Source organism: Bradyrhizobium elkanii WSM2783 (assembly GCF_000472865.1).
Classification (GTDB): domain Bacteria; phylum Pseudomonadota; class Alphaproteobacteria; order Rhizobiales; family Xanthobacteraceae; genus Bradyrhizobium; species Bradyrhizobium elkanii_A.
This window is the reverse complement of the sequence record NZ_AXAP01000014.1, coordinates 1-19,341: the sequence shown is the minus strand read 5'-3', so window position 1 is coordinate 19,341 and position 19,341 is coordinate 1. Positions and strand designations below refer to the sequence as shown.

The following is a 19,341-nucleotide window of genomic DNA, read 5'->3' as shown; positions in this document are numbered from 1 at the left end:
TCGATGTCTGCGCGTATCCTCGTGGTCGATGACGTTCCCGCGAACGTCAAGTTGTTGGAAGCACGACTGTCGGCCGAATATTTCGACGTGCTGACCGCTTCCAACGGCGCCGAGGCCCTGCAGATCTGCGCTCGTGCCGAGTGCGATATCATCCTGCTCGACGTCATGATGCCTGACATGGATGGCTTCGAGGTGTGCCGCCGCCTCAAGTCCAACCCGGCCACGCACTTCATTCCGGTCGTCATCGTCACCGCTCTCGACAGCCCGGCCGATCGCGTGCGCGGGCTGGAAGCGGGCGCCGACGACTTCCTGACCAAACCGGTGTCCGACGTCGTGCTGATCGCACGCGTGCGCTCGCTGACGCGACTGAAGATGATGACCGATGAATTGCGCATGCGCGCGATCACCTCGCTCGAGATCGGCATGCAGGCGCCCGAACGCAGCGCGATTGCCGACAAGGGGCTTGGCGGCCGCATCCTTCTGGTCGACGACCGGCCGTCGTCCTACGAACGGCTCGCACCGATGCTGTCGGCCGAGCATACGGTCGATGTCGAGACCAACCCGGCGGAAGCGCTGTTCAATGCCGCCGAGGGCAATTACGACCTGCTGATTGTCTCGCTCAGCCTCGACAATTACGACGGCCTGCGGCTTTGCAGCCAGGCGCGCTCGCTGGAGCGGACCCGCCAATTGCCGATCCTCGCCATCTCGGATGCGGACAACAATGCGCGGCTGCTGCGTGGGCTCGAGATCGGCGTCAACGATTACCTGCTGCGCCCGATCGACAAGAACGAACTGTTGGCGCGGGCACGCACGCAAATCCGGCGCCGGCGCTATACCGATCATCTGCGCGACAATGTGCAGAACTCGATCGAGATGGCGATCACGGACGCGCTGACCGGGCTGCATAACCGCCGCTACATGGAAAGCCATCTGGGGACCCTCGCCGAACAGGCCTCCGCCCGCGGCAAGCCGTTGGCGTTGATGATCCTCGACATCGATTACTTCAAGGCGATCAACGACACCTATGGTCATGACGCCGGCGACGACGTCCTGCGCGACTTCGCGACACGGATCCGCAAATCGATCCGCGGCATTGATCTCGCCTGCCGCTATGGCGGCGAAGAATTCGTGATCGTGATGCCTGAAACCGACCTTCACGTCGCCAGCATGGTCGCCGAACGCCTGCGCCGCTCGATCGCCGGTGAATCCTTCTCCATCAACAAGGGCGCCAACCGCATCGAGGTCACGATCTCGATCGGTCTCACCACGCTGGAGCGCAAGGGCGAGTCGGTCTCCGACGTGCTCAAACGCGCTGACAACGCGCTCTACCGCGCCAAGCACGATGGCCGGAACAGGGTCGTCTCAGCGGCGGCATAGCCGCTCCGTAGCGCGCGGGATGCGGCGTGCCCGCGGAGAGAACCCCTCATCCGTCGCGCATTGCATGCGCGCCACCTTCTCCCACAAGGGGAGAAGGAAACGACGCGCCATCGCCGTTCGAACAGAATTCGTCCCTGCCTTGCAGGTGCCGGTTGATGCGCCCTCGCCCCTTGTGGGAGGGGGCTGCTCCGGTGCCAGCAACGTACTCGTTTGGGTGAGGGGTTCTCTCCACGGGCACGTGCGCTCATCGTCCGCCCCCGGATTACGCTTTCGCTTCATCCGGGCTACTGACCTTCACCCCGGCATTCTCCAGCAGCACCCGCGCCGCATCTTTCGCCGCGCGCGCCATCGCGGGATCGTCGCGGACGAGATCCTGCGCGATCGAGCCATCGACCAGCAATTGCAGTTGGATCGCAAGCCCCTCCGGATCGGCAACGCCTAGCTCGACCAATCGATCGCGAAACCACAGCCGCCGACTTTCCTTGAAGGCGATGGCGATCTTCTTGACCGACTTGTCTTCACTGCCGAGTTCGGCGACCGCGTTGACGAAGGGGCAGCCACGAAAATCCTTGGCGCCGAAACGACGCTCCAGCGCATCGAAGGTGCCGAGGATCTGCTCGACCGGTGACTTGTCCGACGGCCTCGGCTGCACGAAGCGATGCTCCAGATAGGCCGCGATCAATGCGTCCTTGGACGGAAAGTGGTTGTAGAGCGTGCGCTTGCTGATGCCGATCTCCGCGGAAATCGTATCGACGCCGATGGCGCGAATGCCCTTCAGGTAGAACAGCCGGTCGGCGGTCTGAAGGATGCGCTCCTTCATCGTCTGTTTCTGGTGCGGAGAAGCCATGCGTTGGCTCCGTATCTCACTCGCTTGACAGTATCTTCGTATTGTAGCCAAAGTAAACAGATCTGTGTAACTAAAAAACGCGTGAATCGCAGATGGGCTTTGCTGTGCCGCCATCGATAGGGAGAACAAAAACAATGCCCTTGCTGCAAGTCCTGCGTCCCACGCTGCCCATCCTGATCGGAGCCTCGATCATGCTCACGCTGAGCATGGGCCTGCGCCAGAGCCTCGGCATCTTCATGCAGCCGCTGACGCACGACATCCGGATTTCTGTTTCCGACTTCACGCTGGCGCTGGCGGTGCAGAACCTCGCCTGGGGCTTCCTGCAGCCGCTCGCCGGCGCCATGACGGTACGGTACGGCTTTCGCCCGATCATGGTGGTTGGCTCGCTGCTCTATATCGCGGGCCTTGCGTTCATGGCGGGCGCGCACGGCGTCATCAGCGTCATGATCGGCGGTGGGGTCCTGATCGGTACCTCGATGGCGTGCACGGCAGCCGCGATCGCGATGTCGGTCGCTGCCCGCGCGGTGCCCGAGACGGTGCGCTCGACGGTGCTTGGCATCGTCTCCGGTGCCGGATCGCTCGGCGCGCTGCTGTCCGCCCCGATCGGACAGCTTCTCAATGAAGGTTTCGGCTGGCGCGTCGGTTTGCTCGGCTTCGTGGTGCTGGCGCTCGCGATGATTCCTGCCGCCTGGTACGCGGGGCGGATCGACAAGGTTCCGCTGCCCAAGCCAAGGTCATCCGAGGACATCGGCGAGGCCACCGCAGCCATTGCCGCGCGAGCAGCGCTCGGCAACGCCTCGTTTGTGGTGATGACTTGCGCCTATCTCGTTTGCGGCATGCAGCTTGTCTTCCTCACCACGCATCTGCCGTCCTATCTCGCGATCTGCGGCCTCGACCCGATGCTGAGCGCGCAGACGCTCGGCATGATCGGCGGCTTCAACGTACTCGGCTCTCTCTTCTTCGGCTGGGCCGGCCAGCGCTGGAACAAGCTTGCGCTGCTGGGCATGATCTACATCCTGCGCTCGCTGGCGCTCGCCTGGTATTTCATGCTGCCGGCGACGCCTGCCTCCACGCTGCTGTTCGGAGCCATCATGGGCTTCCTGTGGATGGGCGTCGGCCCGCTGGTCGCGGGCGCCGTGGCGGAGATGTTTGGGCTGCGCTGGCAGGCGATGATCCAGGGGCTCGCCTTCATGAGCCACCAGATCGGCAGCTTCCTCGGCGCCTATGGGGGAGGGCTGCTGTACGACGCGCTCGGCTCCTACACCATGGCCTGGCGCATCGGCGTCGCGCTGGGGCTTGCCGGCGGCATCATCCAGGTGGCGTTTGCGCTGATGCGGCCCTCGCAGCCGCCGCTATTGAAGGCGGCGTAAAGTCCGCGCCGGTGGCTAGTCCTCCGCGGAGGACTGCTGCGCCATGCCGACGGCCATCGGGGCTGATTAAATTATGGTCAGTGAGGTGCTGTCAAAATCGGCAGTAGCCAAGTCAGTTCACGCGTTGGTGAACGAGAGACGATGTTGATTCAACGGGTTTTCTCTGCATGGTTGGTGGCACGAAACTTGATTAAGTCTGGCTAAGAATTGGGAGTCGGAGAGCGACACGGACGTCTTCCGACTTTGGTGTCTCTGAAAAGGCTGGCAGCCCATGAGGCTAGTCGCCGCCAACCCCAAGCCACTGAAACTCGACGGCCGTGCCGCGGCGCCGAGTTGCCCGAGCTTTGTGCCCTGGGCGGGCACGTTGCCAATTCTGGGCAAGCACTGCAGGCCAATTGCGGCGCTCCAAAGCACTGCGAAAACCCGACGAGCGGGCCACAGCAGACATTTGGTGACGTCCGTTGAGCAGCAAGCCGCGCGTGTGCCGGCGCGGCAAAGCCTCTCTTCAAGCCTTTCGCCGACTTCTCTTGCGACGGGAGAAAGATGATGCACTCAAGGACCTATGCGAGCCAAAGGCTCGTGAAATTCGCGGCTGCTTTCCTGGCGACTTTCCTGGCAATTGCGCTCCTCGGTCTCGCACTCGGCGACATTGCGTTTGCGCAGGACGCGACGCCGCCGGCCTGCGGCGGCAAGGTCCTTGAAAAGTGCACGCCGAACTCGGGTGACACGGCGTGGATGCTCACATCCGTCGCGCTCGTCTTGATGATGACGATCCCGGGCCTCGGCCTGTTCTATGGCGGCATGGTGCGCAAGAAGAACGTCGGCGACACCGTGATGACCAGTTTCGCGGTCACCTGCCTCGTCACCATTTTATTCGCCATTCTGACTTACAGCATGGCATTTCGCGCTGGCACGCCCTTTGTCGGCGGCCTCGATCGCATGTTCCTCAAGGACATCCTGAGCGACATCGGCAAGGGCGGAATTGGCAATCCCAATCCGCTTGCTCCAACCATTCCCGAGGCCGTGTACATCTGCTTTCAGATGACATTTGCGATCATCACGCCGGCGCTGATTGCCGGCGCATTTGCCGAGCGCATGAAATTCTCGGCCATGCTGTGGTTCATCGGCCTGTGGGCGATCCTGGTCTATGCGCCGGTTGCGCACTGGGTCTGGGGACCCGACGGCGTCTTCGCCGCTGCCAACGAGAACGCATGGGTGAAGGTGCTCGATTTCGCCGGCGGTACCGTCGTGCATATCAATGCCGGCGTGGCAGGTCTGATGTGCGCCATCATGCTCGGCAAGCGCAAGGAGACGGGGCCTGCTCACAACATGGTTCTCACCTTCATCGGGGCCTCTTTGCTCTGGGTTGGCTGGTTCGGTTTCAATGCCGGCTCCGCCGTCACGGCAGGGATGCAGGCCGGCATGGCCATGCTGGTGACCCAGATCGCCACGGCCGTCGCCGCCTTCACCTGGATGCTGGTGGAATGGTCGCTCAAGGGCAAGCCGACTGTCGTCGGCATCTGCTCGGGCGCAGTTGCCGGCCTCGTTGCCATCACGCCGGCTTCCGGTTTCGTGGGACCGATCGGCGCCTTTGCAATTGGAATTGGCGCAGGCGTCTTCTGCTATTGGGGATGCACCGGCTTGAAGCGCACGTTCAACTATGATGACGCGCTCGATTGCTTCGGCGTGCATGCGATTGGCGGCATCGTCGGGGCACTGCTCACCGGCGTGTTCGCGGTCGAACAATACGGGGGGACGGCCGGCGTTCTGGAGGGGAACGCTGGTCAGTTCTTCAACCAGTGCGTCGGCGTGGCCTCCGTGATCGTTTACGATGCCGTCGTCAGCTTGATCATCCTCGCTGCGGTCAAGGTGTTCGTCGGGCTTCGGGTGCACGAGGACGCCGAGCGCGACGGCCTCGACCTCGCGCTGCATGGTGAAGTGGTGCACTAGACCGGCGCTCGCTGTTCTTGCCGCCGGGTCGAAACTCGGCGGTGTCATTTCTGCAAAAGCAGCGAACCATCCGGCGGATCGCGTCCGTCAGCGTGGTTTCCGCTGCACTTGGCTCGTGGCCAGACAGAGCAGGGCGGCTACGAGGGCGCAGCCGGAGAGCTGCAGCGCCCCGGCTGGCGTCCAGCCGAGCGCAGTCTTCAGCAGGCCGAGCAGATAGCCGGCGAAGGCGGCGGGAATGTAGAGCGCCGCAACGAACAGGCCTGACGCCTCGGCCGCCTTCTTCCGGGACACCGATTTGATGATGCCGGCGGAGAGGTTCGCATAGACCATGCCGCTAATGGCGACGCCGAAGATAAGGGAGACCGCCATATGCAGCGTCAGCGAGTGGCCAAGCTGGGTGAACAGCACCCCTCCCGACGCAGCGGCGATCAGCAGCGAGATCAACAGCAGCTTCCGATAGTCGAACCGGTCGCCGGACCAGCCGCCGATCAACGAGAACAGCGCGCCGAAGCCGTAGCAGCTCACGGCGAGCGCGGCTTCCTTGGGCGTGAAGCCGACCGCCTCGCGCAGATAGGTGGGGTACAGACCGAGATAGCCGTAGATCGCGAGCCCAGCGAATACGGTGGCGGCCGCCAGCAACAGCGGCTGGGCCGACCACAGGCTGTCGGCGGCGCCTTCCTCCGGGCCGCCCGCGGCTGCCTGCTCGGTCACGCTCGCCTCGCTGAACCATGGGCGCACGAAAAGCAGGATCAGGATTAGGGCCGGGATGCCGGCGAGGCCGAAGAGGATGAACGGCATCTGCCAGTGCGCCGCGTTCAGGATGGCGGCCCCGAGATTGGGGCCGGCGATGGCGCCGATGCCGAAGGTGAAGTTGAGTGAGCTTGCCGCCATGGCGCGGTGGTTGAGGAAGTAGGTCGTCCCGATCGCCAGGATCGCAGTGAGCTGCATCGCTTCGCCGAGGCCCGAGACGAAGCGGTAGACCAAGAGATCGGGCAGGCCGGTGGCATAGGCGGTCAACAGCGTCGCCGCCGAGAAGATGACGAGGCCGAGGAGGGTGACGCCCCGACGCGACATGTTGTGCAGCAGGTAGCCGGTCGGAATGCCGGCGAGCCCCATGCCAAGCGTGAAGATGGTGGAGGCCAGCCCGACCTCTGGCAGCGAAAGGTTCAGCGCCCTGCGGACATCCGTCGCCAGCAGCGAGAAGAGCTGGCGGTCCATCGCGTTCACCACGTAGGACAGCAGCAGGACGACGAACATCGCCAATGCGATCTTCTCACGCTTGCCATCCTTGCCGGTGACGGATGAAGTGCTCTGCGGTGTGCTCATGATAATGTGGTTCCGTTCCCTGCGCGTACCCTTGCGCGCTTGTGTGGAGGGCAAAACTCGATGCGGCGACGGTGACGAGGCCGCTGCTAGACCGCCTCCCGCTCCCGCCGGCTGCGGTGGCCTTCGGATCGCTCGGCATAAGCACTGGCGATCTCGTCCCGTGCGAGCCCCTGTCCGAGCAAGAGTTGCAGCAGGAGGCGAGCCTTGACGCCGCTCAACATGCCAGAGGGGATGACGCCGCGGCGGATGAGATCGATCTCGGAGCCGTCGAAGCCGTAGGTTCGTGTGAACACAGGCCCGGCACCGGTGCGGCTCGCCAGCACGACGGGCATCGCTTCTGCAAGCGCGCCGACGAGCGGGGCGACGCTAGCGGGGACATGTCCGGCGCCCATCGCCTCGATCACCGCGCCACGATAGCCGAGACCGGCAAGGGCTGAGAGCAGGCGGCCGTCGTCGCCGAGTCCGATCCGCACCAGCGCAACCGGAGGGACAGTCGTAGCGACCACTCGCGCTAGCGGAGGCAGGCGCTCCGGCTTGAACAGCAGCCACACGTCCCCTTCCGCGACCCGGCCGAGTGGCCCTGCCGTCGGCGAACGAAAAGCACCGGGCAATGAGGTGTCGGCCTTCGCGACATGGCGCGCAGCGTGAATCTCGTCACTAAGGACGACCGTCGTGCCGCAGCCGGTCATGATCGGCGCCGTCGCAACCGTGACTGCGGCGAGCAGATTGGCCGGCCCGTCCGCACCCGGCGAGGCGGCACCCCGCATGGCACCGGTCACCACGACCGGCTTGTTCGACTTGACGATAAGGTCGAGAGCGAAGGCGCTTTCCTCAATACTGTCGGTGCCCTGCACCACGACGGCTCCCGCATCGTTGCCGCCCAGACGCGCATCGATCAGCGCGGCGATCTCAGCCAAATCCGATAGTGTCAGCGAGGCGCCCGGCTTGGTGGAGAAGGTGACCACGTCGAGTGCCGCAATCGTGTCGAGTTCGGGGACGGCCCGGGCCAGATCCTCCCCGGTCAGCGCCGGCGCGATGCCACCGCCGACGCCGCCCGTCATGGTGATGGTACCTCCGGTCGACACGAGCAGGATGCGCGGGCGTGTCATGACTTGTCGCCCGTCTGGCTTTTGAAGATGTCCAGAATCTCGGCGCCGGTGCACATCAACACCCCCTCATGCGCCAGGATGTGATCGTACAGGGCCTCGAGATAGCGGATGCGGTGCGGAACGCCGGTCAAATAGGGATGGATGCTGATCGCCATGACCCGCGGGATCGAGGCGCCCTCCTGGTAGAGACGATCGAACTGGTCGCGTCCGCGCTGGAGGATAGCGTCCGACGGCTGCTGCTGGATCGCCGACAGCACCACATCGTTGACCTCGACGGTGTAGGGCACTGAGACGATATCGCCGGCGCGGGTCCTGATGAAAACCGGCTGGTCATCCAGCACCCAGTCGGCGACGTATTCGATGCCAGCTTCCGCTAGCAGATCGACCGTATCGCTGGTCTCGGTCAGGCCGGGACTTTCCCAGCCGCGCACCGGCTTGCCGGTGAAGCTGCGGATTGCATCGACGGTTTCGCGGATCGCCATGGCCTGGTCGGCGACGCCGTGCATCGGTCCCTGCACATAGCCGTGGCCCATGAAGTCCCATCCGGCGTCGCGTGCCGCTGCGCAGGCCGCGGGATAGCTAGCGATCGCCGAGCCGTTGACAGCAAACGAAGCCTTCAGACCGCGCGTCGCCAGCACATCGACGAAGCGCCAGAAACCGACGCGCATGCCGTACTCGTGCCAAGCCCAGTTGGGGATATCGGGCAACAGCGGCTGCCCCATCGGCGGCGACAGCACATTACGCGGCATCGCGCCGGCAGGATCCCAGGTCTCAACGTTTACGATCGTCCATACCGCGACGCGCGCTCCTCCCGGAAGCCGAAAGCGGCGACCGATGATCGGATCGTACGGAATGCGTTCCCGGATGGAGAAACCGGGCCGGTCGTGAGTCATCACAGAAAACCTATCGCCGTAAGAGAATTCCATTAATTGGAATTGCATCGACGATAAGCGGCATCACAAAAACAGTCAAAAACCCCTACATTCTGTCGATGAAATTCCATGTGAATTTCAAATACCGGAATAGAGCGTCCCTCATTCAGAATTTCACGCATTCATCGGGTGCCTTGAATGACGCTCTACGGGGATGCGGTATAGATCCGGCTTGATGGGGCAGCTTAAATATTCCACATATTGAAATTATTTCGTGCGGAATACTCTGGAGCCAGGTTGTCTATGGTGGCAGACACGTCAGCGACGTCGATCGCAGGGACGCAAACCATATCGCGTGCAATCCGCGCTCTGCGGCTGGTCGCGAAACGGCAAGGGAGAGGCGTTCGCCTCGCCGACATTGCTGCCGCGCTCGCGCTGCCGCGGCCGACCGTACACCGTCTGCTCGCGACGCTGGTTGACGAGGGGCTGCTCGCGCGCGAGCACGGCTCCCGTCGCTACGTGCTCGGATCCTTCGCACTCGAGATCGGCCTCGTCTCCGCGCGCGCGCTCACGATGCATCGGAGTTGTCACCCAATGCTCCAGCAACTCGCGGAGCGCACTGGCGACACGTCTTTCCTCTTCATCCGCAGCGCCAACGACAGCGTCTGCGTCGACAGAGTGCAAGGTACCCATCCGATCCAGACGCCGTCGGTGCCGCTCGGCGCGCGGCATCCGCTGGGCATCACTGTTGGCGGCCTTGCGCTGCTCGCCGCGCTGAGCGACGACGATGCAGATGAGGTCGTGGCCGACAACGAGCCTTGGCTGCGTGCCTACGGCAATATGAGCGGTAACGAACTGCTCCGGCTGCGGCGGCAAGCGATCAAGACGGGCTATGCGTTGATTGGCAACCGAGCCGTTCCGGGCGTGACTGCCGTCGGCCTGCCGGTGCTCGGCCCCACCGGCGCGGCAGTGGCCGCCGTCGCAGTGGCCTCGACCAGCGAACGCATGACGATGGAACGCGTCGTCGAGTTATTGCCGGATCTTCGCAAAGCCGCGGACGAGATCGCCGCCCTCGTCTGAGCAGACACAAAGCCACTTAGCTCCGGTAGTAACGCCACATCCTGAGGAACGTCCGATGGATGTCGTCGGGCGACCGGTCGAATGGCTCCAGGTTGACGCACACCACGGCGCGGTGATCCATGCGCCACGGCAGCCGCATCAAGCGGCGATAGGCCGGCTGCTTGCGCCAGTCGGCGACGAGCGCGCCGCTGAGGGGCATGCTGAGCGCGATCTGCAATTCATGGACGGTCATCGCGCGCTCGGCGATCTGGACGAGGTCGATGCGTTCGATGGCGCGCCACCGGATCAGGCCGAAGGCCTGGATGAAGATGCCGTACTGATTGGCGCCGATGGTCGGGCGCCCGGTCTCCAGCAGGGGAATGTTGTAGTAGGTGAAGCCAGCCGCCGCAGCCGCAAGCGCCAGCCAATACAGCGCGCCGGTGATCCAGGTGGCTGTGAAGAAGATCGCGGCGAGGGCGGCGGTGATGTAGACGGGAAAGTAGATGTCCTCGCGGCCATATGCGACCGAGTAACCGCCAACGCTTCCTTCGTCCAAGGTTGCGATCATGTGAGCCCTGTGCCCCCGGGCCACAAAATAAAAACGGGGCCGCGAGGCCCCGTTCGAGTGGGTAGTGTCCCGCGATCTTACTTGATCTTGGCTTCGCGGAATTCGACGTGCTTGCGCGCGACCGGATCGTACTTCTTCTTGACCAGCTTGTCGGTCATGGTGCGCGAATTCTTCTTGGCGACGTAGTAGTAGCCGGTGTCGGCGGACGACACGAGCTTGACCTTGATGGTGACCGCCTTGGCCATGTCAAAACCTCAGGAAATGTGGGGTATAGGAGCCGGCCAAGCGGCCCGCGTTTGGCCGGCAAACTAGTCAGAATCGGCCCAAAGTCAAGGTTTTCCGGACCCAAACCGGCCCAATTCGGGCGGATCAGTGCGCGAAAAACCGGTTTTTCGGCCGCGGCAGGCCCAGATTCTCCCGCAGCGTCTTGCCTTCATACTCCTTGCGGAAGATCCCGCGCTTCTGCAGTTCCGGCACCACCTTGTCGACGAAATCGTAGAGCCCGCCCGGCAGGTACGGGAACATGATGTTGAAGCCGTCGGAGGCATAGCTCGTTAGCCATTCCTCCATCTGGTCGGCGATCAGTTTCGGAGTGCCGACGAAGGCCAGCCCGCCATAGCCGCCGACGCGCTGTGCGAGTTGACGCACGGTGAGCTTGTCGCGCGCGGCGACGTCGACCAGGCGCTGGCGCCCGCTCTTGCTGGCATTGGTTTCGGGGATCGGCGGCAACGGCCCATCCGGATCGAATCCGGACGCATCGGTGCCCAGGATCACCGAGAGCGAGGCGATCGCGCTGTCGTAATGCACGCGGCTGTCGAGCAAGGCCCGCTTCTCCTTGGCCTCCTCGACGCTGTCGCCGACCACGACGAAGGCGCCCGGCAGGATCTTCAGATGCTCGCGGTCGCGGCCGAGCTTGTCCATGCGGCCCTTGATGTCGGCATAAAGCTTCTGCCCGTCGCTGAGGCTGCCGCCACCGGTGAACACCGCTTCCGCCGTCTCCGCCGCGAGCTGCTTGCCGTCCTCCGATGCGCCGGCCTGCACGATCACCGGCCAGCCCTGCACCGGGCGTGCGATGTTCAGGGGACCGCGCACTTTCAGGTATTTTCCCTCATGATTGAGCACATGCATCTTCGAAGGATCGACGAAGAGCCCGGATTCGACGTCGCGCACAAAGGCATCATCGGCAAAGGAATCCCAGAGCCCGGTGACGACGTCGTAGAACTCCCGCGCGCGCCGATAGCGTTCGGCATGCTCCATATGGTCGTCGAGCCCGAAATTGAGCGCCGCATCCGGATTGGAGGTGGTGACGATATTCCAGCCGGCGCGGCCGCCGCTGATGTGGTCGAGCGAGGCAAAGCGGCGGGCGACATGATAGGGCTCGTCGAACGTGGTCGAGCCGGTCGCGACCAGGCCGATATTCTCCGTCACCGTCGCGAGCGCTGAGAGCAGCGTGAACGGCTCGAACGAGGTCACGGTGTGGCTGCGCTTCAGCGCGTTGATCGGCATGTTCAGCACGGCCAGATGGTCCGCCATGAAGAAGGCGTCGAACTTGCCGGCTTCCAGCTTCTGGGCGAGCTGCTTGATATGGGAAAAGTTGAAATTGGCGTCCGGCCAGGCGCCGGGATAGCGCCATGCGCCGGTGTGGATGCTGATCGGCCGCATGAACGCGCCGAGCTTGAGTTGACGCTGTGCCATCTGCCCCGTTTCCGTGTGGGTCGTTCAGAAGCAGATAGGCACGAAGCACGGCGGCGCCACCGGGAAGATTATTTTGTTTTTGCACACTTGCGCGACATGCCTGTCACGCTCCCAAAATGTCCTTCTGCATCCTGCCGCCGTAGAAATGGAAGAACGGCACCGGGGCGTCGTGGCTGAGGGGACCAGTGGCGAGCCGCCGGTCGAGCTCGGCGAGCACGTTCTTGGTCATGGCATGGGCGTCCGCCAATGGCTCGGAGCCGATCTCGACCCAGACCAGCTCGACCAATTCCGCATCGGCATGCACCACGCCCTCGACGCGGTGGGCGATGGCGGAGGCATCCGCCGTGAAGAAGCGCGTGTCGAAGCGGCGGACGCGGCCGGGCGGAGTGATCGCGCGCGCGATGAGGAACAGGCCGGAGGGGTCGGGCAACAGGCCGGCATCGGCGAACGGCTTCCACGGACCATCGAGGTTGCCGGGCTTCTCAGCCTTGCGGCCGAGGCACAGGCCGGTCTCCTCGCAGGCCTCGCGGATCGCCGCATTGGCGAGCGCACGCGCGCGGCCGGGCGTGATCTTCGGGCTGCCCTTCAGCAGGTTCGTCTCGAGCTCCTTGCTGATCGGAGCGGCGACCGGGACGCGGTTGTCGGCCGCATCGACGCGGCCGCCGGGAAAGACGTATTTGCCGGGCATGAACACGACCTTGTCGTGACGCTTGCCGACCAGCACCTTCGGCCTCGCGCTGGAGCGATCGATCAGGATCAGCGTCGCGGCATCCTTGGGCCGGAAATACGGATGATGATCCGCTTCCTTTTCTTCCTTGACTTCCGCTTTGATCGCGGTCGCTGCTTCGGTCATTCCATCCCCGTTTGTTATTTTTTTGAATTTAAGGCTATCGGATCGGCGGAAGATCGTCTGGCGCGTTCTCGTCGAAACCGTGCATGCGCATCGCCCACTGGAAACCTACGACTGCGCCCTTGATCGGCTGCAACAGCAGCAGCGACAAGATCAAAGTCAGCGGCAGATAGATCGAGAGTTGCAGCCAGACCGGCGGTGAATAGTTGGTCTCGATCCACAGCGCGAGCGGCACCACGATGTGGCCGACGACGACGATAACGAGATAGGCCGGCAGGTCGTCGGCGCGATGGTGCGAAAAATCCAGGTCGCAGACCGGGCAGTGACCATCGACCTTGAGGAAGGCGCGAAACAATTTGCCTTCGCCGCAGCGTGGGCAGCGGCAGCGAAAGCCGCGCTTCAAGGCCGTCCATAGGTCGCGCCGCTCGACCGGCACAGCGTCGCGGGTCCATACCGTTGTCGCGGGCTTCAGCGTTTCCATGACTTGCCTCGCTTTGATTTGCCGGACTTTTGCTTGCCCGGCTTGCGATCCTTCTTGCTCGGCGCGCGACCCGCTTTCGCACCACGCACTTCTTTCTTCCGTTCGCGCCGGCCCTCGCTTTTTCTGCCACGCGGAATGGCCTGTCCGCCCGACAGCAATTCAAAGCGTAGTGCGCCGGCGATCGGAGCAGCTTCTACCAGACGCACGTCGACCACGTCACCCAATCGGTGCATGGCACCGCTGCGGGAGCCGATCAGGGCATGCCGTTTCTCGTCATAGTCGTAATATTCGGTGCCAAGCGTCCGGATCGGGATGAGGCCGTCCGCGCCGGTGTCGTCGAGCTTGACGAACAGTCCGGAGCGGGTGACGCCGGAAATGCGGCCCTGGAAGCTGGCGCCGACGCGATCGGCAAGATAATGCGCGATCAGCCGGTCGGCGGTCTCGCGCTCGGCCTTCATCGCGCGCCGCTCCGTCATCGAAATCTCGGCGGCGATTTCGGCAAGCGTCTCCGGCGTCTCGCTGTCCGGCAGGGCGCCATCGCCGAGCCCAAGCGCGCGGATCAGCGCACGGTGCACGATCAGGTCGGCGTAGCGCCGGATCGGCGAGGTGAAATGCGCGTATCGCCTCAAGTTCAGGCCGAAATGGCCGTAGTTCTCCGAGGAGTATTCGGCCTGCGCCTGCGAGCGCAGCACCACCTCGTTGACCAGCGACTCGTAATCCTCGCCCTCGACCTGTGCCAGCACGCGGTTAAAAATCGACGGCCGCAGCGCACCGGCCTTCGTGAAGGGAAGATCGAGCGTCTTGAGGAATTCCTGGAGGTTGTAAACCTTCTCCTGCGTCGGCTCGTCATGCACGCGGTAGATCAGCGGCAGGCCTTTCTTCTCGAGCGTCTCGGCCGCGGCGACGTTGGCGAGGATCATGAATTCCTCAATCAATCTGTGCGCGTCGAGACGTTCGGGGACGATGACGCGGTCGACCGTGCCGTCCGCCTTCAAGAGGATCTTGCGCTCGGGCAGATCGAGGTCGAGCGGATCGCGCTCGTCGCGCGCCAGCTTCACGAGCCGGTACGCTTCCCAGAGCGGCTTCAGGATCGGATCGAGCAGGGGACCGGTGGTGTCGTCCGGCCGACCGTCGATTGCTGCTTGCGCCTGCGCATAGTGCAGCTTGGCGGCCGAGCGCATCAGCACGCGGTGGAATGTGTGCGAGCGCTTGCGGCCGTCGGCGCCGATCACCAGCCGCACCGCGAGCGCGCCGCGCGGCTCGCCCGGCACCAGCGAGCAGAGATTGTTGGAGATGCGCTCGGGCAGCATCGGCACCACGCGGTCCGGGAAATAGACCGAGTTGCCGCGGATCAGCGCATCATGGTCGAGCGCCGAACCCGGCCGCACATAGTAGGCGACGTCGGCGATGGCGACATGGATGACGTAGCCGCCCTTGTTGTTCGGATCGGGATCGGCTTCCGCGTGCACGGCGTCGTCGTGATCCTTGGCGTCCGGCGGATCGATGGTGACGAGCGGCACGTCGCGCCAGTCTTCGCGCGCTTGCAGCGTCGCGGGCCTCGCGTCCTCGGCCTCGCGCAGGGCGCCGCGCGAAAATTCCTGCGGGATTTCGTGAGTATGGATCGCGATCAGGCTGATCGCCTTTTCGCTCGCGATCGAGCCGAGCCGCTCTTTCACCTTGCCCGACGCCAGACCGAAGCCGCGGCTGCGAACGAGGTCGACGCTGACGAGGTCGCCATCCTTGGCGCCGCCGGCGTCGGCCTTGGCGATGTTGAGTTCGCGCCCGGCCTGCTTCTTGTCCACCGGCACGAGCCGGCCGCCGCCGTCGGGGAGGGCGCGAAACAGCCCGAGTACGCGGGTCCTGGCGTGGTCGATGACCTTGATGATGCGGCCGCGATAGGGCGTGCCGTCGGCATCACCGACCATCTCGATGCGCAGCAGCGCGCGGTCGCCGACCCCTGCGGTGGTGCCGCGCTTCTGATGGCGCGGCGTGACGATACGGATCTTCGGCGCGGTGCCGTTCTCTTCCGTATCCCACTCGGTCGGCGTTGCGATCAGCTCGCCGTCGGCATCGCGGCCGGTGACGTCGGCCATCACGGTCGGCGGCAGCGCGGCCGGCTCATGAATCTTGCGGCCGCGCTTGGCGATCGTGCCGTCGTCGGCGAGCTCGCGCAGCATGCGCTTCAGCTCGACGCGATCGGCGTTCTTCAACCCGAATTCGCGCGCGATCTCCCGCGTGCCGACTTTTCCGGGATTGGATCGGATAAAGGCGACAATGGCGTCCCTGGCCGGAAAGCCATGGTCAGGCTTTTGCTTCACTTACCCTCGAGCCTTGCCCGCGCTTTTCTTCGCGGGCGTTTTCGATGTTGCGGCAGGTTTTGCCGCTGATGTCTTCGCTGCCTTCACCGGGGCGCGCGCCTTGCTGGCGGCATCCGATTTCGGCTTGCTCGGCGCTTTCTTCGCCGCCGCCTTCTTGGCAGGTTTTGCCGCGGCGTCGCCGTCGGCCTTGGCGGCCTTTTCCGCCTTGGCTTTCTTGGCCTTCTTGCCGCCGCCCTTGGCTGCGCGCTCGTCGATCAGCGCGATCGCGTCCGTAAGCGTCACCTCGTCGGGCGTCTTGTCGCTCGGGATCGTCGCGTTGACGCCGCCCGCCGTGACGTAAGCGCCATAGCGACCGTTCTTCAGCGCGACCGCGCCAAGCGTCGGATGATCGCCGAGCGGTTTTCCGGGATCGGCGCCGAAACGACGTCCGCTCGGACCCTTGGCGATCTTCTCCGCGATCAGTGTCACCGCACGGTTGAGGCCGATGTCGAAGACTTCGTCGCCGGCCTCGAGCGAGGCGTAGGTCTTCTCGTGCTTCACGAACGGGCCGAAGCGGCCGATGCCGGCGGTGATCGGCTCTCCCGTCTCGGGATGCTTTCCGACCTCGCGCGGCAGCGACAACAGCTTGAGCGCAAGTTCGAGATCGACGTCACTCGGCGAGGTGCCCTTCGGAATCCCGGCGCGCTTCGGCTTCTCGCCTTCGGCATAATCCTTCTGCTCGCCGAGCTGGATATAGGGGCCGAACCGTCCCGCCTTCACGGTGACATCAAAGCCGGTGTCCGGATCCTGGCCGAGCACGCGGTCGGCGGCAGCCTCGGAATCGGCAGCGAGCGGCCTCGTGTAGCGGCATTCCGGATAGTTCGAGCAGCCGATGAAGGCGCCGAACTTGCCGGCCTTGAGGTTCAATCGGCCGGTGCCGCAGGTCGGACACTGCCGGGGATCGCCACCATCCGCGCGCGGCGGATAGATGTGCGGACCCAGCATCTCGTCGAGCACGTCGAGCACCTCGGCGACGCGCAGATCCTTGATGTCGTTGACCGCGCCAATGAAGTCGCGCCAGAAATCCTTCAGCACCTGCTGCCAGGAGATCTCGTTGTTCGAGATGCGGTCGAGCTGTTCCTCGAGATCGGCGGTGAAGTCGTATTCAACATAGCGGCGGAAGAAGCTCTCCAGGAACGCGATCACGACGCGCCCCTTGTCCTCGCCGTGCAGGCGCCGCTTCTCTAGCTTCACATAGCCGCGGTCCTTCAGCACCTGCAGGATCGAGGCATAGGTCGAGGGACGGCCGATGCCGAGCTCTTCCATGCGCTTGACCAGCGAGGCTTCCGAGAAGCGCGGCGGCGGCTCGGTGAAATGCTGGGTGACGGAAAGGTCCTGCCGCTTCAGCGGCTCGCCCGCGCTCATCGCGGGCAGGCGGCGGGAGTCTTCGTCTTCGTCGTCGTCGCGGCCTTCCTGGTAGAGCGCGAGGAAGCCGTCGAACTTGATGACCTGCCCAGTGGCGCGCAATTCCAGCACGCGCGAGCCGGCCTTGGCTTCGATGTCCACGGTGGTGCGCTCGAGCTCGGCGGATTCCATCTGGCTGGCGATGGTGCGGGTCCAGATCAATTCGTAGAGCCGCGCCTGATCGTTATCCAGCCGCCGCTTCAGGTCGTTGGGCCGGCGCGAGAGATCGGTCGGGCGGATCGCTTCGTGCGCTTCCTGTGCGTTCTTGGCCTTGGCCTGGTACTGGCGCGGAGCGTCGGGCACATAGGCGTTGCCGAAGTCCTCGCCAATCACCTTGCGCGCCTGGGTGATCGCGGACGGATCGATCTGCACGCCGTCGGTACGCATATAGGTGATGAGGCCGGTGGTCTCGCCGCCGATGTCGATGCCTTCATAGAGCCGCTGCGCGATGCGCATGGTGTGGGCCGGCGCGAAGCCGAGCTTGCGGCTGGCTTCCTGCTGCAGCGTCGATGTGGTGAAGGGCGCCTGCGGATTGCGCCGGGCGGGCTTTGCTTCGACGGTCGCGACCTTGAACAGCGCGGCTTCGATGGCTTTACGAAAATCTTCGGCTTCCGCGCCCGAGCCGATGTCGAGCCGCGCGATCTTCTTGCCGTCGGCGCCGACGAGCCGTGCCTCGAAGGCGTCGCCGCGGGGCGTCAGAAGCGTCGCGACCAGCGACCAATATTCCCTCGGTACGAACTTCTCGATCTCGAGCTCGCGGTCGCAGACCAGACGCAGCGCCACCGACTGCACCCGGCCGGCGGAACGCGCGCCCGGCAATTTGCGCCAGAGCACCGGGGAGAGGGTGAAGCCGACGAGATAGTCGAGCGCGCGGCGCGCCATATAGGCGTCGACCAGCGCGCCGTCGATCTGGCGCGGCGTCTTCATCGCTTCCGAGACCGCCTGCTTGGTGATGGCGTTGAACACCACGCGCTCGATCTTCTGATCCTTCAGCGCGCGCTTCTCCTTCAACACCTCCAGCACGTGCCAGGAGATCGCCTCGCCCTCGCGATCAGGGTCGGTCGCGAGAATCAGGCGATCGGCACCCTTCAGCGCCTTGGCGATGTCGTTGAGTCGGCCGGCAGCCTTGGGATCGACCTCCCAGATCATCTGGAAATTGGAGTCCGGATCGACCGATCCGTTCTTGGCGGGGAGGTCGCGGACATGGCCGAACGAGGCCAGGACCTCGTAGGAGGAGCCCAGATATTTGTTGATAGTCTTGGCTTTGGCCGGCGACTCCACAATGACGATATTCATGTCATTCCAATAGCTTAGGGGAGGAACTGAAAGCGGGCTCCGCGAGACTCGCGATCCCCTCTGTCGGGGCGAACATGGGTGTTGAGGGGCCCCCTGTCAAATCGAAGGATACTGAGAGGGTGGGGCCGGTCTACGACTTAATATCTAGGAAGTTGCAGAATGCGTCCTAGAGTTGCGGCCGAAAAGGCCCTATCCTCATTCCAAAATGATGCTTTTGGAAAAAATTTTTGGCTAGGGCGGGAGGCCGCCGGAAGCGCTCCGCTTCCGGTCGGGAAAAGCGATCGCAACTGGATGAACCCGGCGAGGAGGGCGGCCCTGACGAGGCCGTGGCCTTCATTGCGGAGACTGTGACCGAGTTGGTGAAGCTCGCGGAACGTCACCGGCTGGAGGTTTTGAGCCATTTATTGGGCATGGCGAAGCTCGAGGCCGAAGAACGGCTGCGGCTGCGCAGCAAGCGCAAGCTGTCGTGAGGGGGACGCACCGTCCCGGTAGGAGGGGTAGAGCACAGCGAAACCCATCGCGATGAAGCAAACCGCGCGAATGATGGGTTTCGCTCCGCTCTACCCATCCTACGAGACTGTGAATCTTTTTATATCGGGCGCGTGGCAGCTGTGATTCTCTTCGCGGATTGATTTGCAGGAGGGGGATGATGGCTGGTGACGAGTTGTTTGGAGAGCTGCCGGANCAAGCGGAGCCACGGGCCGAAGCAGTGCGGCGCGGTGCGCCGCGGCTGCGCGAGCCGGTGCGCGACCAGGTCGAACTGCGAGCGGTCGATATCGA

At 64.1% G+C, this 19,341-nt stretch carries 16 protein-coding genes; 5 read left to right on the top strand and 11 right to left on the bottom strand.

Going from position 1 to position 19,341, the window contains the following annotated elements; all coding sequences use genetic code 11:
• Positions 1–3 precede the first annotated feature (3 nt).
• Positions 4–1,377 carry a PleD family two-component system response regulator gene (locus YY7_RS0114830; protein ID WP_028163955.1) on the top strand — a complete coding sequence of 458 codons (1,374 nt, stop codon included), beginning with the start codon at positions 4–6 and terminating at the stop codon, positions 1,375–1,377.
• Between the two features lie 262 nt (positions 1,378–1,639).
• Here YY7_RS0114830 and YY7_RS0114825 read toward each other — a convergent pair whose 3' ends face one another.
• A complete protein-coding gene (locus YY7_RS0114825) occupies positions 1,640–2,224 on the bottom strand; it encodes a TetR/AcrR family transcriptional regulator (protein ID WP_028163954.1) in 585 nt (194 codons plus the stop codon).
• Positions 2,225–2,358: 134 nt separating this feature from the next.
• On the opposite strand from YY7_RS0114825, the gene YY7_RS0114820 reads away from it, so the two are divergent.
• Positions 2,359–3,594 carry an MFS transporter gene (locus YY7_RS0114820; RefSeq protein WP_028163953.1) on the top strand — a complete coding sequence of 412 codons (1,236 nt, stop codon included), beginning with the start codon at positions 2,359–2,361 and terminating at the stop codon, positions 3,592–3,594.
• A 543-nt stretch (positions 3,595–4,137) separates the two neighbouring features.
• Complete coding sequence (locus YY7_RS0114815; protein ID WP_051396708.1) at positions 4,138–5,544, top strand: ammonium transporter; 1,407 nt, start codon at positions 4,138–4,140, stop codon at positions 5,542–5,544.
• Between the two features lie 87 nt (positions 5,545–5,631).
• Here YY7_RS0114815 and YY7_RS0114810 read toward each other — a convergent pair whose 3' ends face one another.
• From YY7_RS0114810 to YY7_RS0114800, 3 genes are all read right to left on the bottom strand, one after another.
• Positions 5,632–6,870, bottom strand: a complete 1,239-nt coding sequence (locus YY7_RS0114810; protein ID WP_028163951.1) for an MFS transporter — start codon at positions 6,868–6,870, stop codon at positions 5,632–5,634.
• A gap of 86 nt (positions 6,871–6,956) precedes the next feature.
• Positions 6,957–7,979, bottom strand: coding sequence for an asparaginase (locus tag YY7_RS0114805; RefSeq protein WP_028163950.1), 1,023 nt, complete (start codon positions 7,977–7,979; stop codon positions 6,957–6,959).
• Positions 7,976–8,872, bottom strand: a complete 897-nt coding sequence (locus tag YY7_RS0114800; RefSeq protein WP_035690137.1) for a polysaccharide deacetylase family protein — start codon at positions 8,870–8,872, stop codon at positions 7,976–7,978. The genes YY7_RS0114805 and YY7_RS0114800 overlap by 4 nt, the downstream gene beginning before the upstream one ends.
• Before the next feature lie 282 nt (positions 8,873–9,154).
• Between YY7_RS0114800 and YY7_RS0114795 the strand changes: the two genes are divergently transcribed.
• A complete protein-coding gene (locus YY7_RS0114795; RefSeq protein WP_028163948.1) occupies positions 9,155–9,931 on the top strand; it encodes an IclR family transcriptional regulator in 777 nt (258 codons plus the stop codon).
• A gap of 16 nt (positions 9,932–9,947) precedes the next feature.
• On the opposite strand, the gene YY7_RS0114790 is transcribed toward YY7_RS0114795, so the two are convergent.
• The 7 genes from YY7_RS0114790 to topA form a co-directional block, all read right to left on the bottom strand.
• Entirely contained in the window at positions 9,948–10,478 is a 531-nt protein-coding gene (locus YY7_RS0114790; RefSeq protein WP_028163947.1) for a hypothetical protein, read from the bottom strand.
• A gap of 77 nt (positions 10,479–10,555) precedes the next feature.
• Positions 10,556–10,723, bottom strand: a complete 168-nt coding sequence (gene rpmG / locus YY7_RS0114785) for a 50S ribosomal protein L33 (RefSeq protein ID WP_027581235.1) — start codon at positions 10,721–10,723, stop codon at positions 10,556–10,558.
• Positions 10,724–10,847: 124 nt separating this feature from the next.
• The gene (locus tag YY7_RS0114780) at positions 10,848–12,173 is read right to left on the bottom strand and encodes an LLM class flavin-dependent oxidoreductase (protein ID WP_028163946.1); all 1,326 of its coding nucleotides are present in this window, start codon (positions 12,171–12,173) and stop codon (positions 10,848–10,850) included.
• A gap of 103 nt (positions 12,174–12,276) precedes the next feature.
• The gene (locus YY7_RS0114775) at positions 12,277–13,026 is read right to left on the bottom strand and encodes an NUDIX hydrolase (RefSeq protein WP_028163945.1); all 750 of its coding nucleotides are present in this window, start codon (positions 13,024–13,026) and stop codon (positions 12,277–12,279) included.
• Between the two features lie 34 nt (positions 13,027–13,060).
• Positions 13,061–13,504: a DUF983 domain-containing protein gene (locus YY7_RS0114770; protein ID WP_028163944.1), complete on the bottom strand. Its 444-nt coding sequence runs from the start codon at positions 13,502–13,504 to the stop codon at positions 13,061–13,063.
• The gene (rnr, locus tag YY7_RS0114765; RefSeq protein WP_028163943.1) at positions 13,492–15,822 is read right to left on the bottom strand and encodes a ribonuclease R; all 2,331 of its coding nucleotides are present in this window, start codon (positions 15,820–15,822) and stop codon (positions 13,492–13,494) included. Before rnr ends, YY7_RS0114770 begins: the two co-directional genes overlap by 13 nt.
• Positions 15,823–18,561, bottom strand: coding sequence for a type I DNA topoisomerase (topA, locus tag YY7_RS0114760; RefSeq protein WP_028163942.1), 2,739 nt, complete (start codon positions 18,559–18,561; stop codon positions 15,823–15,825). It lies immediately after the preceding gene.
• 326 nt (positions 18,562–18,887) lie between these two features.
• On the opposite strand from topA, the gene YY7_RS63090 reads away from it, so the two are divergent.
• The gene (locus tag YY7_RS63090) at positions 18,888–19,031 is read left to right on the top strand and encodes a hypothetical protein (RefSeq protein WP_245287282.1); all 144 of its coding nucleotides are present in this window, start codon (positions 18,888–18,890) and stop codon (positions 19,029–19,031) included.
• Positions 19,032–19,341 lie beyond the last annotated feature (310 nt).